Here is a 13,988-nt window from a genome sequence, read left to right on the forward strand (position 1 = left end):
CCCCAACCAACTGCTGATTTTCTTAAGCGCGATATGAATAATTATACGTAATAACAATGTTTATATTTCAGGCTGCTGGCGGTACTCGCAATGCTGACGGCAACGGGCATTTGCAGTATACTCCCGCCCTTAATTCTTAAACTGGTGCGGTCAATTTTAAGCCGCTTCATAAATGTAAGGTATTCCGGTGAATATTCAGGCTCTTCTCTCAGAAAAAGTCAGTCAGGCCATGATTGCTGCAGGCGCGCCTGCAGATTGCGAACCGCAGGTTCGTCAGTCAGCAAAAGTACAGTTCGGCGACTATCAGGCTAACGGCATGATGGCTGTCGCGAAAAAACTGGGTATGGCGCCGCGACAACTGGCTGAGCAGGTGCTGACTCATCTGGATCTCAACGGGATCGCCAGCAAAGTTGAAATTGCGGGCCCGGGCTTTATTAACATTTTTCTCGATCCGGCATTTCTGGCGCAGCATGTTCAGCAGGCGCTGACCTCCGATCGTCTGGGCGTTACCCAACCGGCTAAACAAACCGTTGTGGTTGACTACTCCGCACCTAACGTCGCGAAAGAAATGCACGTGGGTCACCTGCGCTCCACCATCATCGGCGACGCTGCGGTACGTACGCTGGAGTTCCTTGGTCACAATGTTATCCGCGCTAACCACGTCGGCGACTGGGGCACTCAGTTCGGTATGCTCATCGCATGGCTGGAAAAACAGCAGCAGGAAAATGCCGGTGAGATGGCGCTGGCCGATCTGGAAGGTTTCTACCGTGATGCGAAAAAACATTACGACGAAGATGAAGCCTTCGCCGAGCGCGCCCGTAGCTATGTTGTGAAGCTGCAGGGCGGCGACGAATATTTCCGCGAGATGTGGCGCAAGCTCGTCGACATCACTATGTCGCAGAACCAGTTAACCTATGACCGTCTGAACGTGACTCTGACCCGTGACGACGTGATGGGCGAAAGCCTGTACAACCCGATGCTGCCGGGCATTGTGGCCGATCTCAAAGCGAAAGGTCTGGCTGTTGAAAGCGAAGGCGCTACCGTCGTATTCCTTGATGAGTATAAGAACAAGGAAGGCGAACCGATGGGCGTTATCATTCAGAAGAAAGATGGCGGCTATCTCTACACCACGACCGATATTGCCTGCGCCAAGTATCGTTACGAAACGCTGCACGCCGACCGCGTCCTCTATTACATCGACTCCCGTCAGCATCAGCATTTAATGCAGGCCTGGACCATCGTGCGTAAAGCCGGTTATGTGCCGGACTCCGTACCGCTGGAACACCATATGTTCGGTATGATGCTGGGTAAAGACGGTAAGCCGTTCAAAACGCGTGCGGGCGGCACGGTAAAACTGGCCGATCTGCTGGATGAAGCGCTGGAGCGCGCACGTCGTCTGGTGGCCGAGAAGAACCCGGACATGCCTGCTGATGAGCTGGAAAAACTGGCGAATGCCGTTGGTATCGGCGCGGTGAAATATGCGGATCTGTCGAAAAACCGTACCACCGACTATATCTTCGACTGGGACAACATGCTGGCGTTCGAAGGCAATACCGCGCCGTACATGCAGTATGCTTACACCCGCGTACTGTCCGTATTCCGTAAAGCGGATATCGACGAAAGCGCGCTGGCCAGCGCGCAGGTGATTATCAACGAAGATCGCGAAGCTCAGTTGGCCGCCCGCCTGCTACAGTTTGAAGAAACGCTGACAGTTGTTGCACGTGAAGGTACACCGCACGTGATGTGCGCTTATCTGTACGACGTTGCCGGCCTGTTCTCTGGCTTCTACGAACACTGCCCGATCCTCAGCGCTGAAAACGAAGAAATTCGTAACAGCCGCCTGAAACTGGCACAGCTGACGGCGAAAACCCTGAAGCTGGGTCTGGATACGCTGGGTATCGAAACCGTAGAACGCATGTAATCACCTCGAGTGATGTGAAAGCCTGCGCTATGTCGCGGGCTTTTTTATTTTCCCGAATGACCTCCCTCGTAGGCCTGATAAGCGAAGCGCCATCAGGCGGTCAGGCGCACCTTGCCGGATGGCGGCGTAAACGCCTTATCCGGCCTACGAGAAACGACTACGTTCACTGTAATTTGTAACAACTCACAAGGAATGACACATTTCCGTAGAGGGATGGAACATTTTTTGCCTGTCATCCCGTTTACACCTCCGTATCATTAGGCGGCGAATTAATCGGGTACGGGTCAATGACATTCAGAGATTTTGAGGCGGAAGAAAAACTTTTCCAGCGGCGTGTAATGGTGGCCTTTGGCCTGGTCGTCATCTGTTTTGGCATCCTGATTTATAACCTCTACAACTTACAAATCCGTCAACACCAGTATTACACCACCCGATCGGATGCAAACGACATCAAAATGCTGCCCGTCGCCCCAACGCGCGGTATCATTTATGATCGCAACGGTATCCCGCTGGTACGAAATGTCACCTGGTACGACATTTCTGTTACGCCTTATAAAATCAGCGATATGGACGCCCTGCTGAAACAACTCACGCCGATTGTTGACCTCACGCCAGATGATATTGACCAGTTTCGCCATGAACTGAAGGCCAGTAGCCGCTATCGGCCGGTAGTACTTAAAAATGCGCTGACCGATGTAGAAATTGCCCGTTTTTCTGTGAACCAGTTCCATTTCAGCGGCGTGACCATCAATAGCTACGAAGATCGCCAGTATCCTTATGGGGCGGCACTGGCACATGTACTTGGCTACGTATCAAAAATCAACGATAGCGATCTGAAAGCACTGGATAAAAAAGGACTGGCAGAGAACTACGCCGCCGATCACAACATCGGTAAACAGGGCATTGAGCACTACTACGAGAATGATCTGCACGGCAAAACGGGTTATCAGGAAGTGGAAGTTGATAATCACGGGCGTATTGTACGTTTGATTAAAGACGTTCCCCCTGTCGCCGGCAAAGATATCCATCTGACGCTGGATTTACACTTGCAGGAATACATTGAAAGCCTGCTGGTGGGCCAACGCGCCGCGGTGTTGGTGGAAGATCCCCATGATGGCTCCGTGCTGGCAATGGTCTCAAACCCCAGCTACGATCCGAACCCGTTTGTCAAAGGCATCAGCTACCAGGATTACAACACGCTGTTGCAGGATAAAGACCTGCCATTAATTAACCGCGTCACCCAGGGGTTATATCCTCCTGCCTCAACGGTAAAACCGTACATGGCGATGTCAGCGTTACTGGACGGCGTGATCACGCCGCAGACCAGCTTCTTCGGCGCGCCCACCTGGACGCTCCCCGGCACCGAGCGACATTACCGGGACTGGAAGAAAACCGGTCACGGTATGCTGGATGTCACCAAAGCGATTGAAGAGTCTGCCGACACGTTCTTTTATCAGGTGGCGTATATGATGGGAATTGACCGCATTAACAGCATGCTTAGCCAGTTTGGCTACGGCAAACCGACCGGCATCGATCTTGATGAAGAGTACAACGGCCTGCTGCCAAGCCGCGACTGGAAACAACGGGTGCATAAAAAAGCCTGGTACCAGGGAGACACCATTTCGGTCGGCATCGGCCAGGGCTACTGGATTGCCACGCCAATTCAGATGGTAAAAGCGATGGTCGCACTGATTAACAACGGGAAAGTTATTGCCCCTCACCTGCTACAGGATGAAGAAAGCGGCAAATCAATCACCCACTATCAGGCACCGGAGGCACCCACACAAATTGCTTCTGCTTCATCACCCTATTGGGGACTGGTGCGTCAGGCGATGTTCGGCATGGCGAATGCACCAAACGGTACCGGGTATAAATTTTTCCATACGGCACCTTATGGCATCGCAGCCAAAAGTGGGACATCACAGGTCTTTAGTCTGAAAGAAAACCAGACTTACAATGCGAAGATGATCCCCATACGACTGCGTGACCATGTGTTCTATACCGCATTTGCGCCGTATAAGAATCCAAAAGTCGCCATCGCATTGATTCTGGAAAACGGCGGCAGCGACGGGGTTACCGCCGCGCCAGTCATGCGTCAAATCATGGACCATCTGTTTACGCCGCAGGACAACAGCGGGCAACCCGATGCCGCAGAACAACCAGGCCCGGTCAGCACGGCGTCAGCGAACGACACGATTAATAGTACTTACGCAAGTATTCGGTAAGGCACAGCATTGCCATTGCCTGCCCGTAAGGCATAGAGGTGAGTGGGATGTTGTGGTAGAAATCGAGATCGTGCCCCATGCCGGTGCCAAACGAGGTTTGTAGCAACTCCCCTTCAGGGGAAATGTGTTGCACAATACCTCTGATAGCTTTCTCCGCCACCCCCGCATATTCCTGCCCGACATAGCGTTTACGCACCGCTTTGAGAATACCGTAAGCGAATCCAGCCGTTGCGGAGGCTTCCAGATATGACTGAGGATCGTCCAGTAAGGTGTGCCACAACCCGCTCTCATCCTGACATTCCGCCAGAGCTGCAATTTGCGCATTGAGAACCTGCACCAGATAACGGTGAACGGCACTGTTTGCCGGCAAATCGATAAGTTCAAGTAAGTCCGGGATCACCATCGTAAGCCAACTATTACCACGCGCCCAACGGGCGTTTGCGAAGTTATGCCGTCCCACATAGCTCCAGCCGTGGAACCACAGCCCCGTTTTCTTATCCATCAGATTTTGTACATGCAGCAGAAACTGATATGTGGCCTCTTCGATATACGCTGGACGATTGAGCAACTTGCCAATTTTCGCCAGCGGCAGCACCGTCATCATCAGCGTGTCATCCCACATCTGTTGATGATTTTCTTCTGCCAGCGTGATGTGTTGCATACCGCCAAACTCGGTGCGGGGCATATCATGCATTGCCCACTCCGCCCAGCTGTCGAGCCACGGCAGGTACGCCGGATTACGCGTTTCTTCATAGCGATATGCCAGCGTTAAAAACGGGGCCATGGTGTTAACGTTTTTGGTTGTTGCGCCTTCCGCAAAGCGTTCGGCAAACCAGCCGTCGATGATATCGCGCATCGTTGCATCGCCAGTTTGCTGATAATACTGATACATTCCGTATAGGCCAACGCCGTGCGTCCACTCCCATCCGGCCCAGCCTTTGGTATCAATAACACGTCCGTCATCCAGCCGCAGCAAGAACTCGCCCGTTTCATCATGAATATTGACCAGGTTATGCGTCACCTTTTTAATGAGCGTTTTTAATTCATCCCTGGCAATAAAATGTTCTGGTTGACGCAACAATGGACTGTGTTTAACCGGGTAAACAATCATTTCCTTAACCTCTGTCAGTGTCGAATTCAATGCTGCACCCTGTTCCAGTTTCGGCGCGGCAGGTTTATTACAATTCGGATAACCCTGTGTGTTGTTACCCTAAAGTACTTCGTAAACATTGGGTATCATTACCGGGCCACAGTAAAAGCTAACCGCAGGGGAAACCTTTTTGTTTCTGCCAGGGGTTTTTGCGAAATGGCAATAGCACAAAGAGTCCGATAACACAGGTCACTGATTTTATAAAACAGCGTTTCTTTTTAATCGGGATGGTTGATCAGAACTGCGAGGTGGCCAGCAGTTTCGCCTGCTGGCCGACGTAAAGAAGGGAATTAACGGTAGTTCACAATCACCTGATTGCTCTGAACCTGCAAGGCAGGGAGCAGGCGACCGCCACCAGGCACTTCCCAGACGAAGTGCATTGGTTCAATTGCAGGGACATTATTAAAGCCATTGGTGGTACCGCTTTGTCCATCCAGTTCGACACAACGGGATTGAGAGCATAAGCGCACACGTAACCCCGCAGGCGTAGGACCATTTAATTCATAGCGCCAGGCGACCAGCGTCATCAGACCGGAAACGGGCTGGCTGGGAACCAAAGGCGAAGATGAAGCCGACTCCCCACGATAATTTAAGGTAATCCCCATACCACTTGCCTGCCATGTCCCTTCCCCGGCGGCCTGTGCCGCCAGTGGAAAAAGCAACAGCCAAAGAAATGTACGCATTATTTACCTCCAATGGTCGCGGTCATACGGATATGGCGGTTATCGGAAAGCTCCATATTCGACAACACCACCAACTGCGGAATACTGCGGCGTAAAAAACGCGCAAGGAGAGGTCGCAGCGCATGATTCACCAGCAATACTGGCGGCGCACCCAACATTTCCTGACGCGACAGTGCTTCCTGCGTCTGTGCCAGCAACCGGTCTGCCAGACCAGGTTCAAGGCCCCCACCGCCCTGTAACGCCTGCAACAACAGACGCTCAAGCGGTGTATCAAGTCCGATAACCTGAACTTCCTCGTTACCCGGGAACCACTGCTGAGTAATCGCCCGTCCAAGCGCCACACGCACCACTGCGGTAAGTTCATGCGGATCATTCTGTAACGGGGCATGTTCCGCCAACGTTTCAAGAATGGTGCGCATATCACGAATAGGGACTTTTTCATCCAACAGGTTCTGCAACACTTTGTGCAGTGTGGTCAGTGTGACCACACCCGGCACCAGATCTTCTGTCAGTTTTGGCATTTCTTGTGAAACTCGATCCAATAACTGTTGCGCCTCCTGGCGACCAAAAAGCTCTGCGGCAAACTGACCAATCAGATGGTTCAGATGTGTGGCAACGACCGTACTGGCTTCGACAACGGTGAAGCCCTGAATTTGCGCCTGCTCTTTTAGCGCGCTTTCAATCCAGATAGCATCCAGACCAAAAGCAGGATCAACTGTTTTCTCCCCTGGCAGCGATCCGGCCGCGGTACCTGGGTTGATAGCCAGCCAGCGCCCAGGGTAAGCATCACCACTACCAATCTCGACCCCTTTCATCAGAATACGATAGCGGGCAGGTTGCAGATCCATATTGTCGCGAATGTGTACCACTGGCGGCAGGAACCCCATATCCTGGGCAAATTTCTTACGAATGCTGCGAATACGCCCCAGCAATTCGCCGTCCTGTTGGAAGTCCACCATCGGAATCAGGCGATACCCAACCTCCATTCCCAGCGTGTCTTCCAACTGAACATCACTCCACGTAGCTTCCACCACCGAGTTGTTTTCCGGCATTTTCACCGGCTGAGCTTCTTCTGGCGCTTTTTGCTCGCGTCCGCGCATCCACCAGGCCAGCCCCAGCAATGCCGCGGTAAACATCAGAAACACCAGGTTTGGCATTCCCGGTACCAGCCCCAGTAAACCGAGGACCGCCGCACTAAGCAGCATAACGCTTGGGTTGCTGAACAACTGGGTGACCATCTGCTCACCCACGTCCTGATCGGTACTCACGCGAGTTACGATAACCCCCGCCGCCGTTGAGATAACCAACGCAGGGATCTGGGCTACCAGCCCGTCACCGATGGTCAGCAGGGTATAGCTTTCTGCCGCACTGCCCATGCTCATACCGTGCTGCAACACCCCAACCAGCAAACCGCCCACCACGTTGATGACCATGATCAGAATACCGGCGATGGCATCCCCACGAACAAATTTACTCGCACCGTCCATGGAGCCGTAAAAATCGGCTTCCTGTGTCACTTCAGAACGGCGTTTTTTGGCTTCATCTTCACCAATCAATCCCGCATTCAGATCGGCGTCAATCGCCATCTGTTTACCCGGCATCCCGTCCAGCACGAAGCGCGCACCCACTTCCGCGATACGTCCCGCACCTTTGGTGATAACCATAAAGTTAATGATGACGAGAATGACGAAGACCACGATACCGATGGCAAAGTTACCGCCGACCAGGAAGTGACCAAAGGCTTCCACTACCTTACCTGCCGCCGCGGCACCGGTATGTCCTTCCATCAAAATGATACGCGTTGACGCGACGTTCAGTGCCAGGCGCAACAAAGTGGTGAACAGCAGAATCGTTGGGAATGCGGCGAATTCAAGCGTGCGCTGAGTGAACATCGCCACCAACAGCACCATGATCGACAGCGCAATGTTAAAGGTGAACAGTAAATCGAGGATGAAGGCCGGAAGCGGCAACACCATCATCGACAGGATCAGCAGAATGAGGATCGGCCCGGCAAGAATTTGCCATTGCGTGGATTTCAGGTTGCCGGGCAGACGCAGCATCGCGACCAGATTAGCCATCAGTATTCTTCTCGTTCATAAAATCCAGTGCTTCAGGCACCGGAAGGTTTCCAGGTTGTGGTGGCGGTGTGCCGCCAGCCAGACGCCAGCGTTTTAGCTGCCATACCCATGCCAACACTTCGGCAACGGCGGCATACAATTGGCCAGGTATTTGCTGACCGATCTCAGCATGGCGATATAACGCACGCGCCAGCGGCGGAGCTTCTAACGTTGGGACACGGTGCTCCGCGCCAATCTCTCGAATACGCAATGCCACCAGCCCGGCCCCTTTAGCCACAACTTTTGGCGCGCTCATTTTGTTTTCGTCGTACTGCAAGGCAACCGAATAGTGCGTAGGGTTGGTCACAATAACATCCGCCTTCGGCACATCCGCCATCATGCGGCGCTGCGCGGCCGCACGCTGCATCTGGCGAATTTTGCCCTTAACGTGCGGGTCACCTTCGCTTTCTTTAAATTCGTCACGGATATCCTGACGCGACATCCGCAGTTTTTTCACGTGGCTATAAATCTGGAAAAAGACGTCAAACCCCACCATCGGGATGACGCCAAGCACCACCAGTAATGCGCACATACCGACTAAATCCAGCGCATTACCCATCGCCGTAATCGGGGATTCGGCCATCAGGCGCATCATCTCCGGCCAGTTGTGCCAGAGATAGAAGCCCGCTACGCTACCCACCAACGTGGATTTTAATATGGCTTTGAGCAGCTCCGCCCCGGTTTGCGCCGAGAACATACGCTTAATACCTGGTAACGGATTCAGCTTTGAGAATTTGGGTTGCAGCGATTTACCACTGAAGATCAAGCCGCCAAGCATCACCGGGGAGATCAATGCCACCAGCACAACCCCGGTAATCAGCGGCAACAACGCAATCATGGCGTCTTTAATCAACAAAATGATTTGACTCAGGATCAGGTTTGGGTCGTTGACCATACTGTGGTCAAAACGTAATCCGGCCGACAGCATACCGGCCAGTCTGCGGGCAAGCGACTCCCCACCAATCCAGATGATGCACACGCCCACCAGCAAAATAAGCAGTGAGGTTAGCTCCTTGGATCGGGGTATCTGCCCTTCTTCCCGTGCTTTTTCAAGTCGGTGGGGTGTGGGGGCTTCTGTTTTGTCGTCGTCGCTTTCTTCTGCCACGCATCAGACCCTGGATAGAGATATAGGCGTGAATGATGCCAGAACAGCCATGCAACAATGGGAAGAGTAAGCGGTAAAAAAGACGGGATTTATGGCTTTAACGCCAATTGCCGATGAATAACATGTAAGCCGGATGAGAAGTTTCCTTCCGCATCCGGCAAATACACATCAGAAACCGAGGCTATCCAGCAGGTCGTCGACCTGATCCTGGCTTGCCACTACGCCGGCTTTAGAAGTGTCAACCTGCGGACCGTTCAGCAAGCTTTCGTTCTCGCGTTTTGGACGAGCGCCCTGTTCCGGAATGTTTTCCAGCAGCACCATCAGCAGTTGACGCTCAATCTCCTGGATAACATCCATCATGCGCTTGATAACCTGACCGGTGAGATCCTGGAAATCCTGCGCCATCATGATGTCCAGCAATTGGGCATTGGTAAAGCTGGTATGACCGGGGACATCACCAAGGAACTGGCGGGTATCAGTGACCAGTTCACGGGCATCGGACAGTTCAATCGGATTTTCGAACCATTCATCCCAGCGTTTGGTCAGGTCTTTTGCCCCTTTTTCCATGGCATCCTGATGCGGCTGTGAAGCTTCTACGCTGTTCAGCGCACGCTCTGCCGCCTGTGCAGTCATTTGTACAACGTAGTCCAGGCGATCGCGCGCGTCAGGAATGGCTTCCGCCGCTTCGGCAATGGCCTGATCCAGCCCCAGTTCACGCAGGCTGTCGCGCAGCATTCGGGTCAAACTACCGATGCGCGCAATGATGTCCCCTGCCGAGTGTTCGTCAACAGGTTTAATTTGTGGTTGCATCATCATCACATCCTCACATGCCCAGTTTCTCAAAGATCTTATTGAGTTTTTCTTCCAGCGTCGCCGCGGTGAACGGTTTTACAACATAACCACTGGCACCCGCTTGTGCTGCCGCAATAATGTTTTCTTTCTTCGCTTCTGCCGTCACCATCAGCACCGGCAGGGCAGACATACTGCCGTCAGCACGAATGGTTTTCAGCAGTTCAAGACCGTCCATGTTAGGCATGTTCCAGTCGGAAATCACAAATCCGAATCCCCCTGCCTGCAGTTTGTTCAACGCGTCTACGCCATCTTCAGCTTCTTCAACGTTGTTAAAACCCAGTTCTTTCAGTAGGTTACGCACAATGCGACGCATGGTGGAAAAGTCATCCACAACCAAAAACCTAAGCTCTTTATCCGCCATAAAAATAAACTCCTGATTCAAATACGTATTGCCTGTCCGGCACTGATTTTCGCCAGCATTTGCTGGCTTACCTGGCTAAGATCGACCACTTCGCTTACGCCACCCATATTGATGGCCTCGCGCGGCATGCCGAACACCACACAACTTGCTTCGTTTTGCGCGATGGTCCAGGCGCCAGCCTGGTTCATCGCTAACATTCCGGCGGCCCCATCGTTGCCCATACCTGTCAGGATCACCCCGACGGCATTGCGCCCCGCATGTTTCGCCACCGAATGGAACAGCACATCCACTGAAGGCCGATGCCGGTTAACCGGCGGGCCATCATGAATTTTGATCTGGTAGTTCGCCCCGCTACGCGCCAGTTCCATATGCTTGTCGCCAGGCGCGATATACGCATGCCCAGGAAGCACACGTTCTCCGTCTTCAGCCTCTTTCACGGTTATCTGACACAGTTTGTTCAGACGTTCGGCGAACGAACGGGTAAATCCTGGCGGCATATGCTGGGTAATAAGAATACCGGGACTTGAAAGCGGCAATGGCTGGAGTACATGACGAATTGCCTCTGTTCCTCCGGTTGATGCGCCGATAACCAGCAGTTTTTCCGAACTGAGTAACGGTCCTGCTTTCAAGGTCGCTGGCGCTGCCGTGGGTTTGTGGGCGGCCAGTTTTGCGCGCGATGCAGTGCGGATTTTCTCCGCAATCATCTCGCTATACGCCAGCATTCCTTCGCGGATCCCCAACTGAGGTTTGGTGACAAAGTCAATTGCCCCCAACTCCAGGGCCCGCAGCGTGACCTCAGACCCTTTGCCAGTCAGTGAAGAGACCATCACCACGGGCATCGGACGCAGACGCATCAACTTTTCAAGAAAATCGAGGCCGTCCATGCGCGGCATTTCAACATCCAGCGTCAGAACGTCGGGATTAAATTTTTTGATGAGATCCCGCGCAACCAAAGGATCAGGTGCCGTCGCAACCATCTCCATATCGCTGTGGCTGTTAATAATCTCGGTCATGATTTGACGCATCAATGCAGAATCATCAACCGACAATACCCTGATTTTACTCATGCTTTATCCTTACCTAGCGCATACACCGTCTGCCCGCGCAGGCTAAACTCGCGCACGAGGTTGCTAAAGTTTTCTGAATGACCTGCAAACAGCAGTCCGTCAGGTTTAAGGAGTGGAACAAAACGGTGCAAAATGTCCTGCTGAGTCGTTTTGTCAAAATAGATCATGACGTTACGACAGAATATGGCGTCGAACGGGCCTGGCACGTTGTATTTTTTGTCCAGTAAATTCACGCTGGAAAACTCAACATGGCTTGCCAGTTCCTGCCGTACGCGCACCAGCCCTTCATGAGGCCCGGTACCACGCATGAAATAACGTTGCAGCTGTTGTGGCGACAACGTCTTTAGCTCGTCAAGACGGTAAATACCGCTTCTTGCCTTTTCCAACACCTCAGTATCAATGTCGCTCGCAAAAACACGCCAGCGACCCGGCGCCATACCCAGGGTATCGGCCAGCGTAATCGCAATACTGTAAGGTTCTTCTCCGGTAGACGCTGCCGCGCTCCAGACGCGATATTCACCGCTGTGTCGACGGGCGTGGTCAGACAGCACAGGAAAGTGATGCCCTTCGCGAAAAAAAGCGGTCAGATTGGTGGTCAGGGAGTTAATAAAAGCCTGCCACTCAGCACTGTTCTGGTTGGCTTCCAGCATACTGAGATAGCGACCAAAATCATCCAGTCCCAGGGTACGCAACCGGCGAACCAGGCGGTTATAGACCATGTCCCGCTTGTGGTCGGCCAGCACGATCCCCGCGCGCTGGTAGATTAATTGACATATCCGACGAAAATGCGCGTCAGACAGCGCGAGGCGCTGTGTCATCTGTAACAATAATGACGTTTGCCCGGAGGGCAGAGATGATGTCATAGCGCCTTCTCAATCACATTCAGGATACAACGGGCACAACCTGCGGCTGTGCCAATTCTTGTTGTGTTACGGTTTGTTCTTCAATTTTAAAAAACGCGACACAGGCGGAAAGATTATCTGCCTGGGTAGCTAACTGCTCAGTGGCGGCTGCCGCTTCTTCCACCAGCCCGGCGTTCTGCTGTGTGACAGAATCCATCTGGCTGACGGCTTGCGCCACCTGCTCAATGCCTCTGCGTTGTTCATCGGAGGCCGAGGCAATCTCCCCCATGATGTCGTTAACCCGGGTAACCGAGCTAACAATCTCTATCATCGTGCGCGCCGCCATATCCACCAGTTGCGATCCCTGGTGAACGCGGGTGACGGACTCTTCGATCAGTCCTTTAATTTCTTTCGCTGCCTGTGCGCTACGGCTTGCCAGATTACGGACCTCTCCGGCGACCACGGCGAAACCGCGCCCCTGCTCACCGGCACGGGCAGCTTCTACCGCAGCGTTTAACGCCAGGATGTTGGTCTGGAAGGCGATGCTGTCAATCACACTGGTGATGTCACCTATCTTCTGCGAGCTGGCAGAAATCTCATGCATAGTGCTGGCAACCTTAGCCGTCTGTTCCCCTCCTTTATGCGCCGTGTCGGCCGCACTTTTGGCAATGCCTGAGGCTTGTCGCGCGTTATCCGCATTTTGCCCCACGGTAGCGGTAAGCTGTTCCATACTGGCTGCCGTTTGCGCCAGCGATGCCGCCTGCTGTTCAGTTCGCGAGGACAGGTCGTTATTACCCATCGCGATTTCCGAGATCCCGGTATGCATTGCCGAGCTCCCCTGGCGTACCTCACTGACCGTCTCACGCAGTGCCTGTTGCATCGCTTTCAGGCTGGCAAAAATGGCTGAAATCTCATTACGCCCATAAACCGCTATCGGTCGCGCCAAATTACCCGCCGCAATACTGTCGAAATGGCTACCGATGATAGCCAGCGGCTGTACAATCATTTTGCGCGACCAGTACAGCGCTGCAGTCGTTAATAGCGCCGCCAGTACCAGCACGGTGGCGAAAATCACCCCGGACATATGGTAACTACGCTGGCTGTGATCCTCTGCTTTTTGCAATACCTGGTTGATGTTGTTTTGCCACGCCGTAAAGTTTGCATCAAAGGCATCCTGTGAAGCCTGCACCGGGGCGGTCAAAAAATCTGACAGCTGATTATTTTCCAGCCAGGTTGCCTGGTGAACCAGATCGCTATGCCATTGACTGAAACTTTTCTCGGTTGCGCTTTGCAGCGCCTTCCCCTCTTCTGCCGTCTCTGTCGTCGCCATAAAGCGTTTAAATATCGATTCGGACTGGGCCAGGCTGTCCTGTGCAATCGTCATCAGCGCTTTGATATCCTCTGGCGGATAGCTCAGAGCCGTCAACGTGCCTGCTTTATTAAGCGCAGTACTGGCCTGTAATAACACAGCGCGGGTTTGCGCCAGCGCAGCGCGTTGCTGATTACTCTGTTCGACCTGATTCAAGTTCTGAAAACCATCCCGAAATGCCCAGAAGGACAAGCCATTACTGCCAATCTGCAAAACACCGCAGAGGATTAAAATCAAAAACAGCGTGGTCGAAATTCGAATACGATTAAACATCAACGCTCCCATCAGGCGGCGCA

11 protein-coding genes are annotated in these 13,988 nt (G+C 53.0%); 2 read left to right on the forward strand and 9 right to left on the reverse strand.

Annotation, left to right across the window (positions count from 1 at the left end; translation table 11 throughout):
* Positions 1–187 precede the first annotated feature (187 nt).
* Both argS and mrdA read left to right on the forward strand, forming a co-directional pair.
* A complete protein-coding gene (gene argS / locus FDX24_RS05095; protein WP_086523751.1) occupies positions 188–1,921 on the forward strand; it encodes an arginine--tRNA ligase in 1,734 nt (577 codons plus the stop codon).
* A 287-nt stretch (positions 1,922–2,208) separates the two neighbouring features.
* Positions 2,209–4,146, forward strand: a complete 1,938-nt coding sequence (gene mrdA, locus FDX24_RS05100) for a penicillin-binding protein 2 (RefSeq protein WP_137363916.1) — start codon at positions 2,209–2,211, stop codon at positions 4,144–4,146.
* On the opposite strand, the gene FDX24_RS05105 is transcribed toward mrdA, so the two are convergent.
* The 9 genes from FDX24_RS05105 to tap all read right to left on the reverse strand — a co-directional run bounded on the left by FDX24_RS05105 (position 4,118) and on the right by tap (position 13,965).
* On the reverse strand, positions 4,118–5,257 hold the full coding sequence (locus FDX24_RS05105; protein WP_137363917.1) for a glycoside hydrolase family 105 protein: 1,140 nt from the start codon (positions 5,255–5,257) through the stop codon (positions 4,118–4,120). The genes mrdA and FDX24_RS05105 overlap by 29 nt on opposite strands.
* Positions 5,258–5,586: 329 nt before the next feature.
* Positions 5,587–5,979 carry a flagellar protein FlhE gene (gene flhe / locus FDX24_RS05110; RefSeq protein WP_048211357.1) on the reverse strand — a complete coding sequence of 131 codons (393 nt, stop codon included), beginning with the start codon at positions 5,977–5,979 and terminating at the stop codon, positions 5,587–5,589.
* Entirely contained in the window at positions 5,979–8,057 is a 2,079-nt protein-coding gene (gene flhA / locus FDX24_RS05115; RefSeq protein ID WP_048211356.1) for a flagellar biosynthesis protein FlhA, read from the reverse strand. The genes flhe and flhA overlap by 1 nt, the downstream gene beginning before the upstream one ends.
* Complete coding sequence (gene flhB / locus FDX24_RS05120; protein WP_061068085.1) at positions 8,050–9,201, reverse strand: flagellar biosynthesis protein FlhB; 1,152 nt, start codon at positions 9,199–9,201, stop codon at positions 8,050–8,052. Before flhB ends, flhA begins: the two co-directional genes overlap by 8 nt.
* Positions 9,202–9,369: 168 nt before the next feature.
* A complete protein-coding gene (cheZ, locus tag FDX24_RS05125) occupies positions 9,370–10,014 on the reverse strand; it encodes a protein phosphatase CheZ (RefSeq protein WP_040232409.1) in 645 nt (214 codons plus the stop codon).
* 10 nt (positions 10,015–10,024) lie between these two features.
* Positions 10,025–10,414 carry a chemotaxis response regulator CheY gene (cheY, locus tag FDX24_RS05130; RefSeq protein WP_005127682.1) on the reverse strand — a complete coding sequence of 130 codons (390 nt, stop codon included), beginning with the start codon at positions 10,412–10,414 and terminating at the stop codon, positions 10,025–10,027.
* Between the two features lie 17 nt (positions 10,415–10,431).
* Positions 10,432–11,481: a chemotaxis response regulator protein-glutamate methylesterase gene (locus FDX24_RS05135; RefSeq protein WP_005127683.1), complete on the reverse strand. Its 1,050-nt coding sequence runs from the start codon at positions 11,479–11,481 to the stop codon at positions 10,432–10,434.
* Positions 11,478–12,344: a protein-glutamate O-methyltransferase CheR gene (gene cheR / locus FDX24_RS05140; RefSeq protein WP_048211354.1), complete on the reverse strand. Its 867-nt coding sequence runs from the start codon at positions 12,342–12,344 to the stop codon at positions 11,478–11,480. The genes FDX24_RS05135 and cheR overlap by 4 nt, the downstream gene beginning before the upstream one ends.
* 19 nt (positions 12,345–12,363) lie before the next feature.
* Positions 12,364–13,965 carry a methyl-accepting chemotaxis protein IV gene (tap, locus tag FDX24_RS05145; protein ID WP_137363918.1) on the reverse strand — a complete coding sequence of 534 codons (1,602 nt, stop codon included), beginning with the start codon at positions 13,963–13,965 and terminating at the stop codon, positions 12,364–12,366.
* Positions 13,966–13,988: the final 23 nt, after the last annotated feature.

The sequence above is a fragment of the Citrobacter sp. wls716 genome (genome assembly GCF_005280975.1).
GTDB lineage: Bacteria > Pseudomonadota > Gammaproteobacteria > Enterobacterales > Enterobacteriaceae > Citrobacter > Citrobacter youngae.

What these genes read in the sequence shown, in the direction of transcription:
- mrdA (WP_137363916.1), top strand. Translation starts at nt 2,209, where the DNA reads ATGACATTCAGAGATTTTGAGGCGGAAGAAAAACTTTTCCAGCGGCGT.
- FDX24_RS05105 (WP_137363917.1), bottom strand. Translation starts at nt 5,257, where the DNA reads ATGATTGTTTACCCGGTTAAACACAGTCCATTGTTGCGTCAACCAGAA.
- flhe (WP_048211357.1), bottom strand. Translation starts at nt 5,979, where the DNA reads ATGCGTACATTTCTTTGGCTGTTGCTTTTTCCACTGGCGGCACAGGCC.
- flhA (WP_048211356.1), bottom strand. Translation starts at nt 8,057, where the DNA reads ATGGCTAATCTGGTCGCGATGCTGCGTCTGCCCGGCAACCTGAAATCC.
- cheZ (WP_040232409.1), bottom strand. Translation starts at nt 10,014, where the DNA reads ATGATGCAACCACAAATTAAACCTGTTGACGAACACTCGGCAGGGGAC.
- cheY (WP_005127682.1), bottom strand. Translation starts at nt 10,414, where the DNA reads ATGGCGGATAAAGAGCTTAGGTTTTTGGTTGTGGATGACTTTTCCACC.
- FDX24_RS05135 (WP_005127683.1), bottom strand. Translation starts at nt 11,481, where the DNA reads ATGAGTAAAATCAGGGTATTGTCGGTTGATGATTCTGCATTGATGCGT.
- cheR (WP_048211354.1), bottom strand. Translation starts at nt 12,344, where the DNA reads ATGACATCATCTCTGCCCTCCGGGCAAACGTCATTATTGTTACAGATG.
- tap (WP_137363918.1), bottom strand. Translation starts at nt 13,965, where the DNA reads ATGTTTAATCGTATTCGAATTTCGACCACGCTGTTTTTGATTTTAATC.